We start from the raw sequence: 20,770 nt of genomic DNA, 5'->3' as shown, positions 1-20,770 counted from the left end.
GGGGGGGGGGGGGGGGGCTCGATTAGTCGGTGCTTCCCCTGTCGGGGGCGAGGGGTGTCCCGGCCCCCGGCCGGGCCCGGCGCCGGCCCCCCCCCGCCGCCCGCCCCCGGCCCCGCGGCGGTGCGTACGGCTCAGGGGCGCGGGTCGGTTCCGTCCAGCAGCGCCACGACGTTCTCGGCCGTCTTCCGGCCGGCCCGCTGCTTGATCAGGCCCTCCTTCGCGACGGCCCGCACATGGATCCGGGTCGCCCACTCGCCCGCGCGGGTCACGACCACGGTGATCACCACCGGGTTCATGGAGAGGGCTCCGCCGCCGGTGAGTACGCGCAGGGTCACTCGGTCCGTCGTCGCTTCGAGGACCACCGGATGTGCGCCGCGGGCCATGCCGAAGAGCAGCGTGCGGACGCGTTCGAGAGTGGTGTCGAAGTCCAGCGGCAGCTCATGGTCGGACTCGCCGACGTCGTTCCTCATAAACCGGGAGGCGAACTTCCCACCGGGATTGATGCTGCCGAGGGCTTCCGCCAGAAGCCTGTCCTCCGGCTGCCGCATTCCGCCTCCCATTCTGTGCCTGCCCAGCTTCTGTGCCTGCCGGTCGAGGCAGTTCGCCAAGAGTGCTCCACCCGTCAGGGGTTTTCAATGCACATCTTTCGCCCCCGCCGCCCCTACCCGTTCCCGTCCCTTTTCGGGGGCCAGCCCCCGAACCCCCGCTCCTCAGACGCCGGAGGGGCTGATCTGGCGCCGGAGGGGCTGATCCTGCCCTGGACAGCGAAGCGATGATGGCAGGTATGCGCATCCGAATCGACGCCGTCGACCTGCCCGGCCGTACCAGCCCCGCCTCCGCCGACGGCAGGGTCCCGGCGTACGACAACGTCCATGTCGCCGTCCAACGCCGTGACCGTCCGGCCGAACTCCTCGAACCGCACCCGGGCGACGCCAAGTCCGCCACCTGGACCCTGGAGTGCACCGCGGTCACCTCACCGACCGGCACCGAGGTCAAAGGCCCCTATGTGCAGGACCGGCTGGGCCGCCGGTTCGTCTACCTGTCCTGGGGCACCGTCGACGAGTCCGGCGTCTTCAGCATGTTCCGCCGCGCCAAGCTCATGCTCGACGTCGTCCCCGAGGAAGTACTGGCCGCGGCCGCCCGCGAAGGCCTGCTGGTGGCCCGCCTCGGCCTGACCGACGAACAGGGCGGCCCCCTGTGCGCCCGCGTCGAACCCCCGCACATCACCTGGACCGCCGAACCCGCCGAGCGGACCTGACCAGCCCTTGGACAAGAGATCCTGGCGAGGTGTCGAATCGGCGCACCGCTGTTCGTCGATGGGGTGCAGGGGCCCACAGGGGCCTCGTCGATCTCTGGAGGAAACATGAAGTACATGCTGCTGGTCTGCGGAGACGACACCGCCGACGCCTCTGGCATGGCCCCCGTCGAACCCTGGGTCGAGGAGCATGGCGTCCAGCGCGGCGTTCGGCTGCACGGCCACCGTCTGCGGATGCCCGCCGAGGCGGTCACCGTGCGGGTGCGGAACGGTGAAGTGCTGCGCAGCGACGGGCCGTTCGCGGAGACGAAGGAGTACGTCGCCGGGTTCGACATCCTGGAGTGCGACAGCCTGGAGGAGGCCGTCGAGGCGGCGGCGAAGCACCCTGTGGCGACCATCGGGGCCATGGAGGTGCGCGCGTTCTGGGAGGACGAGGACGCCGAGGGGGAGATCCGCCGCCTGGACGCGGAACTGACCGCGGCCGGCCGCGAGCGGGACTTCGACCGGGCGATGGCCTGCTACGCGCCGGACGTCGAGGTGTTCCACCCCGTGAGCGGTCTGGAGCAGCGCGGGATCGAGGCCCTCCGCAAGGCCGAGGAGATGTGGTTCTCGACACTGGCCGGGCCCGTGGAGCGCGAGGTCCTCGAATTCCGCGTACGGGTCGACGAGAGCATCGCGTTCAGCCACGCGCTCGTACGGATGCGTGCCACGCTGGTCGGCGGTGGGTCGCTGGACACCACGGCGCGGGTGACCACCGGCTACCGCGCGGCGGGCGACCGCTGGCAGATCGTCCACCAGCACACGTCCGTTCCCTTCGACGCGGGCATCACGGGAGCCGCCGCGACCGGATGAGGACCGGTCGCGTGCCGTCAGCCGGTCCTCAGCACCCGGTCCGCGTTGGTGACCTGCCTGCGGATGTCCCGCTTGATCGCGGCGAGTTCCCGGGTCTTCGCGCTCATCGCCCGCCGCTGGTAGGCCGCGTCGACCGAGGACCAGACGCCGATGACGTTCGTCTCGCGTTTGCACCCTACGTCCGCGCCGGCCAGGGCGATCTCGGCCTGGGTGGCCTTCGGGCCCGTGAACTCGGGGTCCTTGCCCGGTGCTTGGGTCGGATCGGCGTACTGGTGGCCGTGTCGCTTCATACAGCGCGACCAGGCGCGGAAGACCTCCACCACTCGTGGATCCTTCTGCGAGTCGCTGTAGCTGCCGATGTTGATCGTGCCGACGAGCTCGCGGTTGCCGATCTTGTCCGGGTCGCCCGACAGGGCCGCCGTGGCCTCGCCCTGGCATCCGCCCGCAGGGATGGCGCGCCCGCGTGCGTCCTTGTCCGCCGGGGCGCCGTCGTCGCGGAGGCCCGTCAGGAGGAGCATCTCTTCCGGCCCGGGCTTGGGTCCCGCGCTCTTCTCCTTGGTGCGGCCCGGTGCTGTGCCGGGAGCCGGGTGGTATCCGTACCGGGCGGCGAGCCGGGCATCGGTGATCCCGTACCGGTGAGCCGTGTTGGCCGGATTCAGCGTGCCGGTGTCGGGCGCGGGCTCGGTGGGGACGGGCCAGTGGTGGCCGAAACGCTTCATGCAGGACGCTGTGAGCACGGCCCGCGCCCGGAACAGCCGGGCGACCTGCCGGTCGGTGAACAGGTAGGGCTCGATGGGCAGGACCAGCGATCCGACGCCGAGCATCGTCGGCACACCGGTCACGGGAGGCGGACCGGACGCCTTCGGCCTCGGCTCGGCAGCCTGTCCCTCCGCACAGCCCGCGAGGGCGGCGGAGAGGGCGACCGCGGCCCCGATCCGCAGTGCGCGCCGCATGGTTCGCGCCCGCATGTCATGTCCCCCTTGTGTGTGCGGCCGTACGAAGAGCCGGTACGAAGGGCCCGTACGAAGAGCCCGACGAAGGGCCCGTCCGATGCTCTCGGACGGGCCCGAGCCCGATGTCAGCCGACGTACCACCAGCTCATCGAGGCGTTGTTGTTGCGAACACCGCTGTTGAGCTGCCGAGCGTTGCCGGGGTAGAAGTCGTCGTAGGGAGCGCTGCCGCTCGCGTTGTAGTTCTCGTTGTAGTAGATCCGCGCGGCGTAGCTCGCGTCGTTGTTCCAGGCGCGGTTCACGTTGTTCTTCACGCGCTGGCCGCTGCCTTCACCCCCTGCGGCGAAGGTGTGCCCGGCGAAGTCGCTGACCCAGCCGGCGTACTTGCTCCAGGAGCTGTTGCCGGACGCGCTGTAGTAGAGGTAGATGTTGCCGTCCCAGTCGGCGCGCTGGGCCTGGGCGGGCGCGGACGCGTCGGCCTGGGCGGACGCAGGGGCGGTGGCCAGGACGGTGGTCCCGGCGACGAGAGCTGCCGCGACCGCGAGCGATCCGACCATTCGACGTGCAGGTGTCACGAAGTCCTCCGTTTGCCTACGGGCGGCGACGGAAACCGTCGGCGGTTTCCGTCGCCGTTCCCCCGTGGTGACTGGCCCTGAAACTAGGCCGGTTCGGGGAGCGCACAGGAACAGTTTCGGCCGTCGCCGAAAGACCAGGGCTGGCGAAATCGGAGCTATCGCGCCCTGCGTTCATCGGCAAGAGTGGGGCGCCTGGGGTAGCAGCCTTTCGGGGGGAAGCTGATGCTGCGTATCCATTTCAGCGCGGAGGACCTCGGCCGGATTCGCCTCGCGACCGGGCCGGATCCCGCTTGGGAAGCCCTGCTCAGCCTTCATGTGCTCAGCGGTCCGGACATCGATGTCGCGCTGCGGCGATGGCGCACGCACGTCCGGACGTCGATGGACACGGCCGCCCGGCCGCTGCTTCATCTCGTTCCGCCGCGCGGGTACTCGCCGGACTTCCTGACACCGGCCGAGGGGACCACCGACCCCGAAGCGGCGGTCGACACGATCCTGTCCACCTCTCAGGTTCGCCTCCGGACGGATGTGGCGACCCTCGGACAGCAGCGCAGACTGCCCTCGTGGTCGACCGCGCTCGCCTCGGGGCTGCCCGCGGCCAGACGGGGCCTCGGCACAGCCCTGCGTACGTATCACCGGCAGGCGCTGCACCCGTACTGGACGCAGATCAGCGCCTCGGTCGACGCCGAACGGGCCCTGCGCGCAAAGGCGTTCCTGGCCGGCGGGACCGACCGGCTGCTGAGCGGGCTGCACCCCACGGTGCAATGGCGTGCGCCGGTCCTTCAGGTGTCCTATCCCGAGGACCGGGACGTGCACCTCCAGGGGCGCGGGCTGCGGCTCGTTCCCTCGTACTTCTGCCGGGGGAGACCCATCGCCCTGCGCGACGGCTCCCTTTCCCCGGTACTGGTGTATCCGGTGAACCGCGGCATCGACACCTTGCGGCCCGGCGGCGCCGTGGGGAGAGCGAGCGCACTCGACCGGCTCCTCGGCCGCACCCGGGCGGCGACCCTCGCCACGATCGCGGAGACGGAGAACGCGACCGGCAACGAGATCGCCCGCCGCCTGGCCATCTCGCCCGCGTCGGTCAGCGAACACGCGACCGTACTCCGTGACGCGGGCCTGATTCACAGCCTGCGCGTACGCAACACCATGCGCCACACCCTCACGCCTCTGGGCACGGAACTCCTGGACGGCCGAGCGGCACGGCTGGGCTACGCGGCGGAGCGGGGCGACGCGGACGGTGCGGCGGGGGCGCTTGCTCCGTCGGCCAGATGAGCAACGGCGACAGGCCGACGGCGTGCTCGTACTCGCCCGTCGCCCGCCGAGCCCTGCCGTCGCCCCGCCGCTCCAGCCCATGCCCATTCCCTGGCCCGTGCTCCGGCCGCGCACCACTGCCCGGCGCCCTGATCGGCTGTTTGGCGCAGATGCGCGAGCGGTGGGGCCCCGGCGAGCCGATGCTGGGCGTGTCCTGCCCCGTCTGCCCGGGAATGATGATGCCGCTTCAGCGCCACCCTCGTCTGCGCCTGTGCCTGGTCACCGTGCTGGCCACCGTCTCGATCGGCGGCGGGACGCTGCACCCGGCCGCCGCCGCGCCCGGCGACGGTTCCCGCGACAAGCCGGACCAGTTGCAACGACAACTCGACGGGCTGGTCGCGGCTCCGGGCGGCCCGCCGGGAGTGGTGGTCCTCCTGCAGAGCGGCGACAGGCGTCGCGTGCTGCGCGCCGGAGTCGCCGACCTGACGACCGGCCGCCCGATCGGCACCAGCGACCACACCCGGACCGCCAGCGCGAGCAAGGCGTACAGCGGCGCGGTGGCCCTCCATCTCGTCCAGCAGGGCGCTCTGGACCTGGACGACACCATCAAGGCGCGACTGCCACGCCTGCCCCGGGCCTGGGCCAAGGTGACGCTGCGCCAGTTGCTGCAGCACACCAGCGGTCTGCCGGACTTCAGCCGGGATCCGGAGTTCCTGCGGCTGCTCGCGGCCGACCCCCGACGGCACTTCGACTCGCGGCGCCTGCTCGACTTCGTCCGTGACGAGCGTCTGCTGTTCCGCCCGGGCTCCCAGTACCGCTACTCGAACTCGGACAACATCGCCGTCGCCCTCATGGCCGAAGCGGTGACCGGCGAACCCTACGAGACGCTGCTCCGCAAGATCGTCTACCGGCCCCTGGGCCTGCACGACACCAGCCTCCCGCAGGGATACGAGATGGTGCGGCCCTTCATGCACGGCTATGACGTGAGCGAGGTCCCGCCGCTGGACGTCAGCGAGCTGATCGGCGCCTCCGGAGTCTGGGCCTCGGGCGGAATCATCGCCACACCGCGGGACATGAACCGCTTCATCCGCGGCTACGCGAGCGGCGCACTGACCTCCCCGGCCGCGCTGCACGCACAGCGCCGCTGGGTGGACGGCGCCTCCGAACCGGCCGGCCCCGGCCGCAACAAGGCGGGGCTCGGCATCTTCCGCTACACCACCCGGTGCGGAGTGGTGCTCGGGCACACCGGCAACACCCCCGGATACACCCAGCTGATCGCCGCGACACCGGACGGCCGGCGCTCCCTCACCGTCTCGCTCACCACCCAGGTGAACCAGAGCACGACCCCGGACCTGCTGAAGAAGCTCCGCACGATGGAGGAATCGGCAGTGTGTTCGCTGCTGCGCATGCGGTGATCGTGCGGTGGCGGCCTCGGAGGCCGCACTGCGCGATGTATTGACATGTTCCTGTCGCGGTGCCTCTATGGGAGCGCTCCCACGTTTCTTCTGATGCTCAGGTTTCTTGGCGCTCACTCCCTGGAGTCGCAGTGAGAACAACAAGAAGCACCACACGAGGCACGACAAGAAGCACGACAGGAACCACGACGACCAGCGCGTTACGAACGAGCCGCGTCGCCGCCCTGCTGACCCGGCTGGTCACCCTCCTCGGGCTCGTCACTCTCGGTGTACTGGGTCCGGCGACGGCTCATGCCCAGTCGTCGCCCGGCGCCCTCGCCACCGGCCTCCACATCAGCGACGGCCGCCTGGTCGAGGGCAATGGCAACGACTTCATCATGCGTGGCGTCAACCACGCCCACACCTGGTACCCGGGCGAGACGCAGTCGCTGGCCGACGTCAAGGCGCTCGGCGCCAACACCGTCCGCGTCGTCCTCTCCAACGGTCACCGCTGGTCCAAGAACAGCGCCGCGGACGTCGCCGGCATCGTCAGCCAGTGCAAGGCCAACCGGCTCATCTGCGTCCTGGAGGTGCACGACACCACCGGATACGGCGAGGACGCCGCGGCCGGGACCCTCGACCAGGCGGCCGACTACTGGATCGGCCTCAAGGACGTACTGGCCGGCGAAGAGAACTACGTCATCGTCAACATCGGCAACGAGCCCTGGGGCAACACCAACCCGGCCGGCTGGACCGATCCCACGATCGCCGCGATCAAGAAGCTGCGCAACGCAGGGTTCGAGCACACGATCATGGTGGACGCGCCCAACTGGGGCCAGGACTGGCAGGGCGTCATGCGGGCCAACGCCCAGTCCGTGTACGACGCCGACACCACCGGCAACCTGATCTTCTCGATCCACATGTACAGCGTGTACGACACCGCCCAGGAGATCACCGACTATCTGAACGCCTTCGTCAACGCCGGACTCCCCATCCTCATCGGTGAGTTCGGCGGGCCTCCCGACCAGTGGGGCGACCCGGACGAGGACACCATGATGGCGGCGGCCCAGCAGCTCAGGCTCGGCTATCTGGCCTGGAGCTGGAGCGGCAACACCGATCCGATCCTCGACCTGTCGATCGGCTTCGACCCCAGCCGGCTCAGTTCCTGGGGCCAGCGCATCTTCAACGGCGCCAACGGCATCGCCCAGACCTCCCGCGAAGCGACCGTCTTCGGCGGCGGAAACCCGGGGGACACCCAGGCCCCGACCGCCCCCGGAACCCCGACCGCCTCCGCGGTGACGGCCACCTCCCTGACCCTCACCTGGACGGCCGCCACGGACAACGTCGGCGTCACCGGCTACGACGTGGTCCGCGTCAGCGGCGGCTCCGAGACCACGGTCGCCGCCTCCACCACCAACACCGTCGCCGTGACAGGCCTAACCGCCGACACGACGTACACCTTCGCCGTCTACGCCCGCGACGCGGCCGGGAACCGTTCGGCCCGCTCGGCCACGGTGAACGTCACCACCGACGAGGGCGGCAGCACGCCCGGTGTGGGCTGCTCGGTCGGATACCGGGTCGTCGGCGAGTGGCCGGGCGGCTTCCAGGGTGAGATCACCATCCGCAACACGGGCACCAGCGCCATCAGCGGCTGGACGCTCGCCTTCGCCTTCGCCAACGGCCAGACCGTCACCAACATGTGGGGCGGGACCCCCACCCAGAACGGCGGCGCGGTGAGCGTCACCCCCGCCTCCTACACCGCCACCATCCCTGCCGCCGGTTCGGTCACGGTCGGCTTCACCGGCAGCAAGGGCGCCACCAACACATCCCCGACCGCGTTCGGGCTCAACGGCACCGCCTGCGCCACCACTTGACCCGCCGTTCGCCCGCGCCGGTGGGGGCCGCCGGCCCCCACCGGCGCGGCGGACCCGTTCCGGCCGAGGACGGTCAGCCCGGCTTCTCGCCGGTCTCGCAGATCAGACGGGCGATCTCGCGCAGTTTGATGTTGCGGTCCTGCGATGCCTTCTTGAGTACTTTGAAGGCCGTGTCCTCGGTCAGCCCGTGGCGCTCCATGAGGATGCCCATGGCCTCGCCGATCTCGTGCCGGGTCTCCAGGGCGTGGCCGAGCTGCTGATGCGTACGGGCCGCGGAGAACGCCACGGCCGCGTGCGAGGCGAGGATCCAGCCGGCCCGCTGTGCGTCGTCGTCGAAGGTGCCGGGCTGCCGGGAGTACACGTTGAGGGCGCCGAGATCGTCGTCCTCGGTGAAGAGGAGAAAGCCCATCGCGCTGCCCATGCCCAGCTTGTTCAGCTCGGGGGCGAAGCGGGGCCAGCGGTCATGGGGTTGGCGCAGGTCCTGGATCGTGTAGACCTGCATGCGGTCGGTCACGGCGTCGAAGCAGGGGCCTTCCCGCAGATCCTGCTGGATCCGGTCCGCGCGGCGCACGAGATCGCTCGTCGCCGCCAGTGCGTGCACCTCGCCCCGCCGCACGGTGAGAATGCCGGCGTGGTCGCATCCGTTGATCAGAACCGTCGCGTGCTCCACGATGCGGTCCAAGGTGTCCTGCGCCGAGTCCTGGGCCAGCAGGTCCCGCGCCATCTCCGCCAGAGCGACGGCGAACCGCTCCCAGACCTCGCCGGGCTCGTCCGTCATGTGTCACCCGCTTATGTGGTCGAAGCGCCCTCGCGGCTCCACTGGAGGCCCATCTTGCCACCAGGGCGCCCCCACCGCGTCGTACGGGCCCGACCTGTCCGGCGGAGCGCGATCACGCCTGAGATCCCTGAGTCACATGCCGCTCGGTGGCGTCGATGTAGTCGTGGAGGACCTGGCGGGAGCGGGTGAGGGTGTCGATGTGTTCGTCCAGCCCCTTCAGGCGCGCCCGAAGGGTGTCCAGGAGCTCCGGACAGGGTTCGAGATCGGGGGCCGTGCCCGTGACGCAGGGCTGCAGGTACCCGATCTCCTCGGTCGACAGCCCGGCTTCGAGCAGCTTCCTGATCTGGGCGACGGTCAGTACGGCGTCGTCCGAGTACTCACGGTAGCCGCTCGTGCCGCGCTCGGGCTCCAGCAGTCCCTGGGCCTCGTAGTAGCGCAGCTGATGCGTGCGGACCCCGGTCCGGCGGCTCAACTCCCCGATCAGCACGCCGATTCCCCCTTGACCTTCATACCGGTGTGAACGTTGACGATTCTGCCATGACCACCGACTCACTCAGGGGGAACACATGACACAGAATCGCGATGAGGACCGCACGCCCGTGACGGTCGTCGGACTGGGGCTGATGGGCCAGGCGCTGGCCGGAGTGTTCCTGCGCGACGGCCACCCCACGACCGTGTGGAACCGCACGGCGGCCAAGGCGGAACCACTGATCGCACAGGGCGCGACACTCGCGGACTCGATCGCCGACGCCGTCGAGGCCGGCTCACTCGTGGTCGTCTGCCTCTCGGACCACGACACCGCGCACAAGCTCCTCGATCCGGTCGGGGAGCTCCTCGACGGCCGGACCCTGGTCAACCTGACCTCGGGCACCTCGGCGCAGGCCCGTGAGACGGCCGAGTGGGCGGCACGGCACGGCAGCGACTACCTCGACGGCGTGATCCTGGCCGTCCCGCCGGGCATCGGCACGGCGGACGCCATCATCCTCTACAGCGGGCCCAGGGCGGCCTTCGACCTGCACGAGCCCGTACTGAGGAGCCTGGCCGGGGCAACGACGTACCTCGGCGGCGACCACACCCTGTCAGCGCTGCACGACATGGCCGTGCTGGGCCTGATGTGGGGCGTCCTGAACGGATTCCTGCACGGCGCCGCGCTGCTCGGGGCGGCGGGTGTGGATCCCGCGGCGTTCGTCCCGCTCGTGAGGCAGGGGGTCGGGATCGTGACCGACTGGCTGCCCGGCTACGCGCAGCAGATCGCCGAAGGTACGTACCCGGCCCTCGACGCCACCCTCGACACCCACCGGGCCGCGATGGAGCACCTCGCCCACGAGAGCGAGTCCCGCGGTGTCGACGCCGACCTGCCCAGGTTCATCCAGGCCCTGGCCGACCGGGCCGTGGCCGACGGACGCGGCGGTGACGGCTACGCGGCGATGATCGAGCAGTTCCGCAAGCCCTCAGGAACACGGACATGACCGACCGTCGGTCTTGCCCCGCCGACCGCTGGTCTCGCGCCGTCGGGAGTCGGCGTCGCCCCGCTGGGAATAGCCGGACCGTGGTCGCGACTTGGCCCTGGACATGACCGCCACACCTTTCGACCCACGCACGCTGCTCGCGGAGAGCCGGCTCGGCGTTCTCGCGACGATCAAGTCGGACGGCCGCCCCCAGCTGTCGCCCGTCATGCCCTTCTACGACCGGGAGGCCGATGTTCTCCACGTTTCGATGACCGAGGGACGAGCCAAGACGGCGAACCTGCGCAGGGACCCACGAGCGGCCTTGGAGGTCACCGGCCCCGACGGCTGGTCATGGGCGACGGCCGAGGGCACGGTGACCCTCACCGGACCGGGAACCGACCCCCACGGCCCGGAGGTCGAGGCACTGGTGGACTACTACCGGCGCGCCGCCGGTGAGCACCCGGACTGGGACGAGTACCGGTCGGTGATGGTGACCGACCGCAGAGTGCTCATGACGATGACGGTCACCCACGTCTACGGCGCCAGGATCCGCTGAAGGCGCCACGGCGAGCGAACCGCCCGGAGCGGCTCGGGCGGTTCGTTCACGGCCGGAACGCGCTCATCGCCGGGACACGCGGGGCTTGAAACCGAGGGGCGCGGGCCGGAAACCGAGGCGTGGGAGTCCGGAACCGGGACACCCGTCGGTCACGAGGGGCCGGACGAGCGGCTTCGGAGGGTGCTCCGGAGCCGCTCCGGCCGCTTTGTCAGTGCCCTCCGCAACAATGCGGAGCAGCGAGAACGTCGTCGTCCCGGCGATGCGTGATCGCACCCGTCCGACGAAAGGCCGCCCGTACATGACGCCCACCCCCCACCGCCGAGCCATGCCGAGCGCCCTGGACGGAGACCGCTGACCATGCTCCGAGCCCTTCCTCGCACACCCGCTCCGCTCGGCCCCGGCGGTGCCGAGGTTCTGCGTCTCATCACGGTGCAGCGCGTTCCCGTCTGGCTGACCGTGCACGCCAACGGCCGTCGCCGGTACGGCTACTGGCAGCCCCTCGGTTCCGGCGCCGGGCTGGGTGTCAGCCATGTGGCCCTGCCCACCGACGAGTGCGACGCGCTGCAGGCGGCGGGCCGGATCGTGCTGGGGGACCCGGTCGTGGACCCGGCGAAGACCACCTACCCGGTGCGCCCCGCGGTCCCGGGCGCACCACCTGCGGCGGGCACGCCCCGCCAGACCCGGCAGGCCCTCTCGGCGTGAAACGAGGAGGCTCTCGCCACGCCGAAGGCCCTCTCGCCACGCGCGGCTGAATACGGACGATGCCGAAGCGAGGCCGACGGGCGCTGAGGCGGGGAGGCAGCGGAGGCTGAAGCAGGGAGACGGTGCCCGGTTCCTACCGGGGCGAGAGCGGTACGACGGCGGTGATGCGCTTTCCGCCGGCGTCGAGCTCCGAGATCGTGATGTCACGGGCGAGATGGCAGACGATCGGCCAGCCGTGGCCCCCGGCCCGCATGAACCCCCGCTCGTCGATGTGCCGTGCCGATGTCGGGAGTTCCTGGCTGCGGTCGCTCACCGACAGACGTACGTCCCAGTCGTCCAGCGTCACCTCGAACTGGGTGACACCGCCGCCGTGCAGCATCGCGTTGGTGGTGAGCTCCGAAGCGACGAGCAGGGCGTCGCCGACGGCCTCGTCACAGGCCTCGTCACCGGCCACGGTGTCGCGCCTGCGGGATCGTCGTGCGCCTTCGAAGGCGTGCCTGACCGCCTCGCGCACCTCGGCCGGACTGCGCGGTCCCGGTGAACGAGGCCGGCCCGGGACCGTAACTGTGTCGATGGGGTGCGTCCGGTGCTCCCCGCACATTCTTCGCTCCTTCGCCTGAAAAGACCTGAAAGCAGGCGGGCCCGCCGCAAGCACGCAGCGGGCCCTGCGGAATGGATGATCGACATCAGTGACGGAATATGTCCTTCGTCTTTTCCTTGGCCTGGCGGGCATCGCCCTTGGCCTGCTCGGCCCGGCCCTCGGCGGTCAGCCGCTCATTGCCGACCGCACGGCCCGTGGCCTCCTTGGCCTTGCCCTTGGCCTGCTCCGTCTTGGCTCGTGCCTTCTGGTTCCTGGCCACTGCGGATCACGTCCTCACTGCTTCGACAGTGCGCTCTACTATTACGGCTGACCGGGGAAAGCCCGTCCAAACACGGGTGGGTCGAGAATTCGGCGGGCTTCCCCCGAAGGGCCGAATCATTCCCGACCCGGAAAAGGATTCACCGAATTTCACAGAACGAGGAGACGTGAGCGATGGGCACCGCTGGGCACGTCCCGCAGACGCGGGACATGATCGGGGAGGAGCTGTCAGGTGACGAGGCGCTCACCGCGCTGCGGCACTACGGGGGCCGTCGCCTGCTGCTGGACGCGTTCTCCCGCTTCCGCTACGCCGACGGCTTCACCAGCGCGCGCTCCCTCGCCTTCCAGGTGGTCCTGGGCATGGTGCCCTTCACCATCGCCCTGGTGGGCGTCGCCACCACCGTCCACACCGAGAGCGTCGGCCGGATCATCGAACTCACCCTCAGCCGGATCGTGCCCGGCGCCAGCGCCGACCTGGTCGAGGACGCCCTGGCCGAGACCGAGCGCAGCGCCGGCTCCGGGATCTGGAGTGCCCTGGCGATGTGGCTGGGCCTGGCCTTCGCGATACTCAACCTGGCCTCGGCGATGGCCCAGGTCGAAAGGGGTGCCAACCGCATCTACGGGATCGAGCGCGACCGTCCGGCCCTGGCCAAGTACGGGCGGTCCCTGCTGCTCGCCCTCGCCGCGGGCATGCCGATGGTCCTCGGTTTCCTGGTCCTGGTCGCCGGGGACGCGGTGGGGGAGTCGGTGGTCCAGGCCCTCGGCTGGTCGCGCGACAACCTCGACTGGTGGGGGCCGCTCCAGGTGCCGCTGGGTGTGGTGTTCGTCTGGGTCGCCTCGGCGGTGATCTTCCGCTGGGCTCCCCGCAGGGACCAGCCGGGCTACACCTGGCTCGCCTTCGGCTCGGCGGTCCATCTGGTGCTGTGGGTCGCGGCCACCTGGCTCCTGGCCTTCTACGTCGCAAGCAGCGGGTCCTTCGGTGCCGTGTACGGACCGCTCACCGCCTTCGTCGCCCTGCTGCTGTGGGCGAACCTCACCGGGGTCGCCCTCTTCCTCGGTGTCGCCTTCGCCGCCCAGCTCGAGGCCGCCCGCGCCGGAATCACCGACGCCGTGAAGCCCGACCCGGGGCCCGGCCCCTGAACAACGGAAGGGCGGGTCAGCCGTTGCCGTGTGGGTGTGTCGTGATAGTCTTGATCCAGTTGCAATTGTAGTTCCCGCACACTTCAAGTGGCTCGGATGATTACATATCGCCGGGCGCTTTTGTATTTCCGGCGCTCTTTCCGGACGGGTTCATTGCGGCGACGCAGGGGTTCACACAGTGCGGACCCCCGGGTACTGCCCCGAAGGGGAAATGACATGGCTACTGGAACCGTCAAGTGGTTCAACTCGGAAAAGGGCTTCGGCTTCATCGAGCAGGAGGGCGGCGGCCCCGACGTCTTCGCCCACTACTCGAACATCGCCACCCAGGGCTTTCGTGAGCTCCAGGAGGGCCAGAAGGTGAACTTCGACATCACCCAGGGTCAGAAGGGCCCGCAGGCGGAGAACATCACGCCTGCCTGACGTCGAATCGCACAAGGCGGCTGGGGTCCCACCTCGCGGTGGGGCCCCAGCTTGCTGATTTTTCCAGGAAGTCCCGACCAGGACTTCCTTCTTGTGTCACATCGCTGCGGCCGGATCATTTTCCGGTCCCGCACCCGGCTCGTTCTTGCAATTCGTTCGGCTTCTGCCCGCCGAGAATTCCTCGATACGTGCCCTATCGAGGAAGGTTCTTCATGAACCGTTCAGCTCGCACGAACGACGGTTTTTCCAAGGGCCGAAAGGACGGCTTCGGCGGTTCCGGCCGGGGTGGCCGCGCCCGCCCGCAGGGCCAGGGGCGGCCCGTCACCCGGTCGGGTGGCAATGGGCGTCGGCCCGCCGCGCCGCAGGGCGAGTTCACACCGCCGGCCACCGTCAACCCGGGCCTCCCCGCGGTCGCCACCTTCGGTGAACTGGGCCTCCCCGCCGAGTTGCTGGACACGCTCACCCGCCTCGGCGTGACCGAGCCGTTCCCGATCCAGGCCGCCACGCTGCCCAACTCCCTCGCGGGCCGTGACGTCCTCGGCCGCGGGCGCACCGGCTCCGGCAAGACGCTCGCCTTCGGCCTGGCACTCCTCGTGCGTCTGGCCGGGCGGCGTGCGGAGCCCCGGAAGCCGCTCGCGATGATCCTCGTGCCCACCCGTGAGCTGGCCCAGCAGGTCACCGACGCGCTGACGCCGTACGCCCGGCCGCTCAAGCTGCGGCTGGCCACCGTCGTCGGCGGTATGTCGATCGGCCGCCAGGCCGGGGCGCTGCGGGCCGGTGCCGAGGTCGTCGTCGCGACCCCGGGCCGTCTCATGGACCTCGTCGAGCGCAAGGACTGCCGCCTGGACCGGGTGGAGATCACCGTTCTGGACGAGGCCGACCAGATGGCCGACATGGGCTTCATGCCCCAGGTCACCGAGCTGCTCGACCAGGTACGGCCCGACGGCCAGCGGATGCTGTTCTCGGCCACCCTCGACCGCAACATCGACCTCCTGGTCCGGCGCTACCTCAACGACCCGGTGGTCCACTCGGTCGACCCGTCGGCGGGCACGGTCACCACGATGGAGCACCACGTGCTGTACGTGCACGGCGCCGACAAGCACGCCACCGCCACGGAGATCGCCGCCCGCGACGGGCGGGTGCTGATGTTCCTGGACACCAAGCACGCCGTCGACCAGTTCACCCGGCACCTGCTGGGCAGCGGAGTGAAGGCCGCGGCGCTGCACGGCGGCAAGTCGCAGCCCCAGCGCACCCGCACCCTGGCCCAGTTCAAGGACGGCCAGGTCACGGTGCTGGTGGCGACCAACGTCGCGGCACGAGGCATCCACATCGACGACCTCGACCTCGTCGTCAACGTGGACCCGCCTGCCGACCACAAGGACTACCTGCACCGCGGAGGGCGTACGGCCCGTGCCGGGGAGTCCGGCAGCGTCGTCACGCTCGTTCTGCCCAATCAGCGCCGTGACATGACCCGTCTGATGTCCGACGCCCGTATCAGGCCGCAGATCACCCAGGTCCGCTCGGGAGAGGCAGAGCTGAGCCGCATCACGGGTGCCCAGGCGCCCTCCGGGATCCCGGTCAACGGGAGCGCGCCGGTCACGGAGCGCCCGCAGCGCGGCGGTACGCCCTTCCGCGGCATGGGCACCCGGCCGGGACGTACCGGTGGCGAGTCCCGCCGGTCCGCCGAGGCCCGGCAGACGGCGGAGGCCCGCAAGGCCGCCAGGATCCGTCGCGGCGCCTAGAGCAGGCACCGGCCGGCTCCCGAGTGGCGGTGGGCGCTGAGATCCACCATTTTGGTCCCAGATGCGATCATGTTGGCCACATCGGGGAAGTCGAGTCCCATGAGCGAATCAGAGTTTCCGCCCGAAGACCGGCCCGTGGACGTCTATCTCGACTTGTTGCGCGTGCGTATGGCGCCGTCGGACTACGCGGTGCTGCTCCGCATGGTCGAGCCAGTGCTGGAGGCGATGCAGGAGCAACGGGCTGGGCCGATCGAGTTGAGTCTCGAAGGCGAGGACGGTGCCGGCGTCTCGCAGGAGGTCCGCGACGAGGCGTCCCTCGTCGTGGCCGTCGCCGTCACGGGACGGCTGGACAACCAGATCGTCGAGATCGAGACCGACGAGGTCGGACCCGTCAGGGTCGTCACGGACTCCGGCACCGCGGCCGATCCGGCCAGGTGCCAGGAGATCGCCGACTTCATCGGTGAACGACACCGCCAGGACGAGGAACTGCGCGGCATCGCGGAGGTGAGCGGCCTGCCCACCGATGTCTGACCCCCGCCGCGGCCCCGGGACACGTCCGGGGCCGACGCACGACGGCGGGGCCCGGGACTACGGCACCGGGGCCCACCGGTGCCAGACGCGTCACACAGCACGCGTTCTCGCCGTGCCCCGGACAGGGGCCTGCGATGCTTTCGCTCGTGTCGATCACCTCGTCCGTGCCGGAACCGATCACGCCCGACGCCCCGGTCGCACTCCGCCGCCCCCTGCTCACCCAGCAGTGGCTGGACCTCACCTTCGTGCACTGGGCCGTGGATCCGGCGGCCGTGGCGGGACTGCTGCCGGACGGCACCGTTCCCGACACCGTCGACGGAGTCACCTTCGTCGGGCTGGTCGCTTTCCGGATGCACAAGGTGGGCTGGCTGCGCCTGCCGGGAGTGCCGTACCTCGGCTCCTTCCCGGAGACCAACGTGCGCCTGTACTCGGTGGACGCGCACGGTCGGCGCGGTGTGGTCTTCCGGTCCATGGACGCGTCCCGGCTCGTGCCGGTGGTCATGGGGCGCCTGGCGTTCCGGCTGCCGTACGTGTGGTCGCGCATGTCCGTGCGGACCGGCGGGGACACGGTCGGCTACACCAGCGCGAGGCGTGTGCCGGGGCCGCGCGGCGCGTACAGCCGGCTCGTCGTCCGGCCCGGGGAGCGCATAACCGAGCCGAACAGTCTTGAGCACTTCCTGACCGCCCGGTGGGGCATGCACAACCCGTTCTTCGGCGACGCCGGCTTCCTGCCGAACGACCATCCGCGCTGGCCGCTGCACCGGGCGACGCTGGTCGCCTGCGAGGAGAACCTCGTCGAGTCCGCCGGGCTGCCGGCGCTGCTGGGCGAACCGGTCAGCGTGCTGTATTCCCCGGGCGTCCCCGTGCGTCTCGGGCGCCCGATTCCTCCGCCGCGCGGTTGAGTCCCGTACGGGGAGTGCCGCACGGAGCGCTGTCGCTCAGCGGGGGCGTCCCATCGGGCGGCGTGCCGTCAGCAGCAGCGCTATGTCGTCGGGGCGGTCGGCGACATGCCGGGCCCTGGCGGTGAGCCGGTCGGCGACGGCGGCCAGTGAACGGCCTCCCGGGCGGGCAGCGGGGGAACCGGCCCGGGCCAGGGCCACGCGCAGTGCGGTGATGCCCTCGTCGATGTCGACGCCGGGCCGCTCGACCAGCCCGTCCGTGTAGAGCGCGAGGATGGCGCCGGGCTCCAGCTGCAGCTCCGTCACCGGGTACTGGGCGTGCTGGTCGACGCCGAGCACGACGCCGCCGGGGATGTCCAGGACGTGGGTGCGGCCGTCCGGGTAGCGCAGGATCGGCGGGGGATGCCCGGCGCGGGCGACCCGGGCCAGACCGGTGACGGGGTCCAGCCGGATGTAGCAGCAACTGGCGAACAGGCCGGGATCGAGGTCGATCAGAAGACGGTTGGTGCCGCTGAGGACCTCGTCGGGCGGATGGTCGCCGAGTGCGAAGGCCCTTACGGCGCTGCGCAGTTGACCCATGGTGGCGGCGGCCTGGACGCCGTGTCCCTGGACGTCGCCGATGACCAGCGCGAGACCGTCCCCGGACTCGACGACGTCGTACCAGTCGCCTCCCACGTCCATTCCCTGGGTGCCCGCCAGATAGCGCCCGACGGTCTCGACCCGCGGATGGCCCGACAGCCGCCGGGGGAGGAGCGCCTGCTGGAGCCCGCGGGCGAGCGCGGCCTCGGTGTCGTAGCGGTGTGCCTTCTCCATGGCGTGGGCGATCAGCCCGGCGAGGGCGGTGAGCACCGTACGTTCCTCGGTGCTGAAGTCCCGGGGACGGTCGAAGCCGAGAATGCAGGAGCCGACGGGGCGCCCGGAGGCGATGAGGGGCAGGAAGGCCCGGGCGCCCTCCGTGGCGTCGAGCGGGATGCCGGGGTAGGCGGCCGTGAGCTGATGCATCGACTCGAAGAAGAGCGGCCGGCCGGTGGTGAGGGTCTCCACGCCGGGCAGCCGGGTGTCGAGGCCGACCCCGTCGAAGGGCGCGAGGAACCCCTTGGGGAAGCCCGACTCCCAGGCCAGATACAGATGCCGGTCCTGCAGCAGGTAGATGGCGAGCCGACGGCCGCCGAAGGCCGGCAGCAGCTCCTGCATCACGACCGCGGAGACCTGGTGGGCGGTGACCGCCTCGGTCAGCGCGATCGCGAGGATGATCGGGCGGTACAGCGGGGCCATCGAGGTGACCGCGGCCGGAGAACCGTCGGCCAGGGGCGCGTCCGGCGGTGCGATCGTTTCGGGCTGCGGCGCCGGCTCGGGAGGCGGGTCCGCCATACGGTCGGCCGGAACGATCTTGCAGGTCAGGATGTCGGGACCCGGATAGACGGAGAGCGAGAACCAGTCGCCTCCCTGGGGATCCGCGAGGGGCTTGTCCTCGTCCTGGAGCGGCCGTACGACGTGGCAGTGCACCGGATGAGGTGACAGCAGGGCCTCTCGCAGGTGGTCCTCGTAGGCGGGCCGGTCGAGCCATGGCACCGCCTCCCACAGGATGCGGCCCAGAAGCTCGGAGCGCGGCCGGCCCAGCAGCTCGGCCGCCCGAGGATTCGCGTAGACGATCAGGCCCAGCCGGTCGAGGCAGAACACGCCCTCCGGGAGCAGGTCGGCCGCCTTGTCGGCCGCCGATCCGATGTCCGGATCGAGGACGATGCCGCGGACGGGGTGCGTTCCGGGCGGTACGGACGTGTCGTGCGGGGTCCAGAGTTCCAGCAGCCGAAGAGTGCCGTCGACGGCGTGCACGTGCAGGGGCAGCGGCGGCGGTCTTCCCGCGGCCGTCTCCCGCAGGGCGGCCAGGATCTGATGGGAGTCGGCGGCGGCCACGGCGTCCGCGAGGGCCTGCGGGGTGTCTGCGGCCTCTCCCGGCGCCACCCCGAGCAGGGCGCGCAGCCGGTTGTCCGCGGTCACGACATCCGTTGCCGGATCCCAGGAGAAGCGCCCGATGGGCGCGGCAGGGGGCCCGGCCGCCGGTGGCCGCACGCACAGCGGTTCGTCGTCCCAGGCGACCGGAGACCCGTCGCCGTCCTCCAGGCTCCGCAGAGCCGCGCCCAGGTCCTCGGCCAGCTGCGCCATGCGGTCACGGTCGGGCAGCACCGTGGTGGCGTCCGACGTCGCGGGGCGCAGGAGGGTCAGTACGCCGTAGACCGTCGATCCGCCGACCACGGGCACGTACACGGACCCGAACGGGAACGGCAGGCCCGCCGCGAACTGGGGGTAGCGGCGCATGGTCTCCGTGGCGTCCGGGAGCACCACCTGGACGCCCAGCCGGTAGGCGTCCGCGACGGGGAACCGACGGTCGACGTGCAGCCGCCACCAGGGGCGGAACAGCGGCCCCGGCAGTCCGGAGAGCACGGCGAGCCGCAGTAGCCCGGGCGTACTGGACCGCAGGTACACGCCTCCCGCGAAGCCGTCGGCCGCACCGATCGCCTCCGCCGTGATCCCGGTCAGCAGTGCGGCCAGGCGTCCGGGCGTCCGGGTGTCGTGCTCGGCTCTCCCAGTCATCGCCCTACCTCGTCCGTGCGCCGCCGAGTGGCTGACACAGCAAGAATGCGCCACGATCGCCTCCGCCTGCACCCGGGCGGGGAACTCCGTGTGAATCCGACGAGGGCAACGGCGCCTGTATGGGCCCAGGCGTCCGGAATCGTGACGATCAGGTGACGGGCGGCTACCGTCCGGCAGATTTCTGGATCGGTGCGCGCCTGTCGGCGATCGCGGCCGGCGGGCGCGTACCGATCGGTGTCAGGCCGCCGGCCGCACCAGGCCGGACTCGTAGGCGAAGACCACCGCCTGGACGCGGGCGTGGGCGCCGATCTTGGCGAGGATGTTGCTGACGTGGGTCTTCACGGTGGTCGGAGCGATGGACAGGCGCTCGGCGATCTCGGCGTTGGACCAGCCGGACGCGACGGCGGTGAGGACGTCGCGTTCGCGCCCGGTGAGGGTGCCGAGGCCGACCTGCCCGTCGAGCCGGCGGGCGGGGCGCTGCTGGCGGACCGTCTCGATGAGCGTGCGGGTCAGCCCGGGAGTGATCACGGCGTCTCCCGCCGCCACGATACGGATGGCCGCGGCCAGCTCGTCGGGAGTGGCGTCCTGGAGAAGGAATCCGGCCGCTCCGGCGCGCAGGGCGGCGTAGGCGTTTCCCTCCCGGCCGGCAGGTGTCAGGACGAGTACGCGCGGGCGCTGCCCGTCGGCTCCGGTGAGTTCGGAAACGAGCGGCAGGAGGGAGGGATGGGCGATACGGCGGATGGTCGCGACGCCGTCCGTGGCGGCGACGCCGCTGTCCAACAGGACGACGTCGGGGCGGAGTTCGGCGCTGAGACGGACCGCCTCGGCCCCGGTCGCCGCTTCGCCGACGACGGTCAGGTCGGGCTCGGCGGCCAGGAGCATCCGCAGACCGAGCCGCTGCAGGGACTGGTCGTTCACGATGAGTACGGAGGTCATGGCAGGCGTTCTCCAT

General features: G+C 70.8%; 22 protein-coding genes. 13 read left to right on the top strand and 9 right to left on the bottom strand.

Annotation, left to right across the window (positions count from 1 at the left end; translation table 11 throughout):
* Positions 1 to 131: 131 nt before the first annotated feature.
* The gene (locus ACIBEI_RS08190; protein ID WP_398886276.1) at positions 132 to 548 is read right to left on the bottom strand and encodes a hypothetical protein; all 417 of its coding nucleotides are present in this window, start codon (positions 546 to 548) and stop codon (positions 132 to 134) included.
* A 236-nt stretch (positions 549 to 784) separates the two neighbouring features.
* On the opposite strand from ACIBEI_RS08190, the gene ACIBEI_RS08185 reads away from it, so the two are divergent.
* Entirely contained in the window at positions 785 to 1,258 is a 474-nt protein-coding gene (locus tag ACIBEI_RS08185) for a DUF5990 family protein (protein ID WP_398886275.1), read from the top strand.
* A gap of 105 nt (positions 1,259 to 1,363) precedes the next feature.
* Positions 1,364 to 2,107, top strand: coding sequence for a nuclear transport factor 2 family protein (locus tag ACIBEI_RS08180; protein ID WP_398886273.1), 744 nt, complete (start codon positions 1,364 to 1,366; stop codon positions 2,105 to 2,107).
* A 17-nt stretch (positions 2,108 to 2,124) separates the two neighbouring features.
* On the opposite strand, the gene ACIBEI_RS08175 is transcribed toward ACIBEI_RS08180, so the two are convergent.
* Together ACIBEI_RS08175 and ACIBEI_RS08170 are read right to left on the bottom strand one after the other, a co-directional pair.
* Positions 2,125 to 3,075 (bottom strand): hypothetical protein, encoded by a 951-nt coding sequence (locus tag ACIBEI_RS08175; protein ID WP_398886271.1) that lies wholly within the window; start codon positions 3,073 to 3,075, stop codon positions 2,125 to 2,127.
* A gap of 110 nt (positions 3,076 to 3,185) precedes the next feature.
* Complete coding sequence (locus ACIBEI_RS08170; RefSeq protein WP_398886269.1) at positions 3,186 to 3,632, bottom strand: hypothetical protein; 447 nt, start codon at positions 3,630 to 3,632, stop codon at positions 3,186 to 3,188.
* Positions 3,633 to 3,854: 222 nt separating this feature from the next.
* Here ACIBEI_RS08170 and ACIBEI_RS08165 point away from each other — a divergent pair, with 222 nt between their 5' ends.
* From ACIBEI_RS08165 to ACIBEI_RS08155, 3 genes are all read left to right on the top strand, one after another.
* The gene (locus ACIBEI_RS08165; RefSeq protein ID WP_398886267.1) at positions 3,855 to 4,904 is read left to right on the top strand and encodes an ArsR family transcriptional regulator; all 1,050 of its coding nucleotides are present in this window, start codon (positions 3,855 to 3,857) and stop codon (positions 4,902 to 4,904) included.
* A 218-nt stretch (positions 4,905 to 5,122) separates the two neighbouring features.
* The gene (locus ACIBEI_RS08160; RefSeq protein ID WP_398886350.1) at positions 5,123 to 6,298 is read left to right on the top strand and encodes a serine hydrolase domain-containing protein; all 1,176 of its coding nucleotides are present in this window, start codon (positions 5,123 to 5,125) and stop codon (positions 6,296 to 6,298) included.
* A gap of 227 nt (positions 6,299 to 6,525) precedes the next feature.
* The gene (locus ACIBEI_RS08155; RefSeq protein WP_398886347.1) at positions 6,526 to 8,151 is read left to right on the top strand and encodes a cellulase family glycosylhydrolase; all 1,626 of its coding nucleotides are present in this window, start codon (positions 6,526 to 6,528) and stop codon (positions 8,149 to 8,151) included.
* 73 nt (positions 8,152 to 8,224) lie between these two features.
* Here ACIBEI_RS08155 and ACIBEI_RS08150 read toward each other — a convergent pair whose 3' ends face one another.
* On the bottom strand, positions 8,225 to 8,929 hold the full coding sequence (locus ACIBEI_RS08150) for a GAF and ANTAR domain-containing protein (protein ID WP_398886265.1): 705 nt from the start codon (positions 8,927 to 8,929) through the stop codon (positions 8,225 to 8,227).
* 112 nt (positions 8,930 to 9,041) lie between these two features.
* Positions 9,042 to 9,416, bottom strand: coding sequence for a MerR family transcriptional regulator (locus tag ACIBEI_RS08145; RefSeq protein ID WP_398886263.1), 375 nt, complete (start codon positions 9,414 to 9,416; stop codon positions 9,042 to 9,044).
* Between the two features lie 79 nt (positions 9,417 to 9,495).
* Here ACIBEI_RS08145 and ACIBEI_RS08140 point away from each other — a divergent pair, with 79 nt between their 5' ends.
* The 3 genes from ACIBEI_RS08140 (at position 9,496) to ACIBEI_RS08130 (ending at position 11,635) form a co-directional block, all read left to right on the top strand.
* Positions 9,496 to 10,398 carry an NAD(P)-dependent oxidoreductase gene (locus tag ACIBEI_RS08140; RefSeq protein WP_398886261.1) on the top strand — a complete coding sequence of 301 codons (903 nt, stop codon included), beginning with the start codon at positions 9,496 to 9,498 and terminating at the stop codon, positions 10,396 to 10,398.
* Positions 10,399 to 10,501: 103 nt separating this feature from the next.
* Complete coding sequence (locus tag ACIBEI_RS08135) at positions 10,502 to 10,933, top strand: PPOX class F420-dependent oxidoreductase (RefSeq protein ID WP_398886259.1); 432 nt, start codon at positions 10,502 to 10,504, stop codon at positions 10,931 to 10,933.
* Positions 10,934 to 11,290: 357 nt separating this feature from the next.
* Positions 11,291 to 11,635 carry a hypothetical protein gene (locus ACIBEI_RS08130; RefSeq protein ID WP_398886257.1) on the top strand — a complete coding sequence of 115 codons (345 nt, stop codon included), beginning with the start codon at positions 11,291 to 11,293 and terminating at the stop codon, positions 11,633 to 11,635.
* A gap of 133 nt (positions 11,636 to 11,768) precedes the next feature.
* Here the strand turns inward: ACIBEI_RS08130 and ACIBEI_RS08125 are convergent, their stop codons facing one another.
* Together ACIBEI_RS08125 and ACIBEI_RS08120 are read right to left on the bottom strand one after the other, a co-directional pair.
* On the bottom strand, positions 11,769 to 12,236 hold the full coding sequence (locus ACIBEI_RS08125; protein ID WP_398886255.1) for an ATP-binding protein: 468 nt from the start codon (positions 12,234 to 12,236) through the stop codon (positions 11,769 to 11,771).
* 85 nt (positions 12,237 to 12,321) lie between these two features.
* The gene (locus tag ACIBEI_RS08120) at positions 12,322 to 12,495 is read right to left on the bottom strand and encodes a CsbD family protein (protein WP_398886253.1); all 174 of its coding nucleotides are present in this window, start codon (positions 12,493 to 12,495) and stop codon (positions 12,322 to 12,324) included.
* Positions 12,496 to 12,668: 173 nt separating this feature from the next.
* On the opposite strand from ACIBEI_RS08120, the gene ACIBEI_RS08115 reads away from it, so the two are divergent.
* The 5 genes from ACIBEI_RS08115 to ACIBEI_RS08095 all read left to right on the top strand — a co-directional run bounded on the left by ACIBEI_RS08115 (position 12,669) and on the right by ACIBEI_RS08095 (position 17,229).
* Positions 12,669 to 13,634 (top strand): YihY/virulence factor BrkB family protein, encoded by a 966-nt coding sequence (locus tag ACIBEI_RS08115; RefSeq protein WP_398886251.1) that lies wholly within the window; start codon positions 12,669 to 12,671, stop codon positions 13,632 to 13,634.
* Positions 13,635 to 13,850: 216 nt separating this feature from the next.
* Positions 13,851 to 14,054 (top strand): cold-shock protein, encoded by a 204-nt coding sequence (locus ACIBEI_RS08110; protein ID WP_055614959.1) that lies wholly within the window; start codon positions 13,851 to 13,853, stop codon positions 14,052 to 14,054.
* 212 nt (positions 14,055 to 14,266) lie between these two features.
* The gene (locus ACIBEI_RS08105; RefSeq protein ID WP_398886248.1) at positions 14,267 to 15,796 is read left to right on the top strand and encodes a DEAD/DEAH box helicase; all 1,530 of its coding nucleotides are present in this window, start codon (positions 14,267 to 14,269) and stop codon (positions 15,794 to 15,796) included.
* A gap of 99 nt (positions 15,797 to 15,895) precedes the next feature.
* Complete coding sequence (locus ACIBEI_RS08100) at positions 15,896 to 16,327, top strand: hypothetical protein (protein ID WP_398886246.1); 432 nt, start codon at positions 15,896 to 15,898, stop codon at positions 16,325 to 16,327.
* A 134-nt stretch (positions 16,328 to 16,461) separates the two neighbouring features.
* A complete protein-coding gene (locus ACIBEI_RS08095) occupies positions 16,462 to 17,229 on the top strand; it encodes a YqjF family protein (protein WP_398886244.1) in 768 nt (255 codons plus the stop codon).
* Positions 17,230 to 17,265: 36 nt separating this feature from the next.
* Here the strand turns inward: ACIBEI_RS08095 and ACIBEI_RS08090 are convergent, their stop codons facing one another.
* Complete coding sequence (locus ACIBEI_RS08090) at positions 17,266 to 19,818, bottom strand: SpoIIE family protein phosphatase (RefSeq protein ID WP_398886242.1); 2,553 nt, start codon at positions 19,816 to 19,818, stop codon at positions 17,266 to 17,268.
* Between the two features lie 237 nt (positions 19,819 to 20,055).
* Positions 20,056 to 20,754, bottom strand: a complete 699-nt coding sequence (locus ACIBEI_RS08085) for a LuxR C-terminal-related transcriptional regulator (RefSeq protein WP_398886240.1) — start codon at positions 20,752 to 20,754, stop codon at positions 20,056 to 20,058.
* Between the last annotated feature and the right edge of the window lie 16 nt (positions 20,755 to 20,770).

This window comes from Streptomyces sp. NPDC050988 (assembly GCF_044456225.1).
Classification (GTDB): Bacteria; Actinomycetota; Actinomycetes; order Streptomycetales; family Streptomycetaceae; genus Streptomyces.
Note: the sequence above shows the minus strand (reverse complement) of the source record. Positions and strands in the feature narration are given on the sequence as shown.

Excerpts from the sequence above, each read along its gene's own strand:
- ACIBEI_RS08190 (WP_398886276.1), bottom strand. The coding sequence starts at position 548 with ATGCGGCAGCCGGAGGACAGGCTTCTGGCGGAAGCCCTCGGCAGCATC.
- ACIBEI_RS08185 (WP_398886275.1), top strand. The coding sequence starts at position 785 with ATGCGCATCCGAATCGACGCCGTCGACCTGCCCGGCCGTACCAGCCCC.
- ACIBEI_RS08180 (WP_398886273.1), top strand. The coding sequence starts at position 1,364 with ATGAAGTACATGCTGCTGGTCTGCGGAGACGACACCGCCGACGCCTCT.
- ACIBEI_RS08175 (WP_398886271.1), bottom strand. The coding sequence starts at position 3,075 with ATGCGGGCGCGAACCATGCGGCGCGCACTGCGGATCGGGGCCGCGGTC.
- ACIBEI_RS08165 (WP_398886267.1), top strand. The coding sequence starts at position 3,855 with ATGCTGCGTATCCATTTCAGCGCGGAGGACCTCGGCCGGATTCGCCTC.
- ACIBEI_RS08160 (WP_398886350.1), top strand. The coding sequence starts at position 5,123 with ATGCCGCTTCAGCGCCACCCTCGTCTGCGCCTGTGCCTGGTCACCGTG.
- ACIBEI_RS08150 (WP_398886265.1), bottom strand. The coding sequence starts at position 8,929 with ATGACGGACGAGCCCGGCGAGGTCTGGGAGCGGTTCGCCGTCGCTCTG.
- ACIBEI_RS08140 (WP_398886261.1), top strand. The coding sequence starts at position 9,496 with ATGACACAGAATCGCGATGAGGACCGCACGCCCGTGACGGTCGTCGGA.
- ACIBEI_RS08135 (WP_398886259.1), top strand. The coding sequence starts at position 10,502 with ATGACCGCCACACCTTTCGACCCACGCACGCTGCTCGCGGAGAGCCGG.
- ACIBEI_RS08130 (WP_398886257.1), top strand. The coding sequence starts at position 11,291 with ATGCTCCGAGCCCTTCCTCGCACACCCGCTCCGCTCGGCCCCGGCGGT.
- ACIBEI_RS08125 (WP_398886255.1), bottom strand. The coding sequence starts at position 12,236 with ATGTGCGGGGAGCACCGGACGCACCCCATCGACACAGTTACGGTCCCG.
- ACIBEI_RS08115 (WP_398886251.1), top strand. The coding sequence starts at position 12,669 with ATGGGCACCGCTGGGCACGTCCCGCAGACGCGGGACATGATCGGGGAG.
- ACIBEI_RS08110 (WP_055614959.1), top strand. The coding sequence starts at position 13,851 with ATGGCTACTGGAACCGTCAAGTGGTTCAACTCGGAAAAGGGCTTCGGC.
- ACIBEI_RS08105 (WP_398886248.1), top strand. The coding sequence starts at position 14,267 with ATGAACCGTTCAGCTCGCACGAACGACGGTTTTTCCAAGGGCCGAAAG.
- ACIBEI_RS08100 (WP_398886246.1), top strand. The coding sequence starts at position 15,896 with ATGAGCGAATCAGAGTTTCCGCCCGAAGACCGGCCCGTGGACGTCTAT.
- ACIBEI_RS08095 (WP_398886244.1), top strand. The coding sequence starts at position 16,462 with ATGCTTTCGCTCGTGTCGATCACCTCGTCCGTGCCGGAACCGATCACG.
- ACIBEI_RS08090 (WP_398886242.1), bottom strand. The coding sequence starts at position 19,818 with ATGACTGGGAGAGCCGAGCACGACACCCGGACGCCCGGACGCCTGGCC.
- ACIBEI_RS08085 (WP_398886240.1), bottom strand. The coding sequence starts at position 20,754 with ATGACCTCCGTACTCATCGTGAACGACCAGTCCCTGCAGCGGCTCGGT.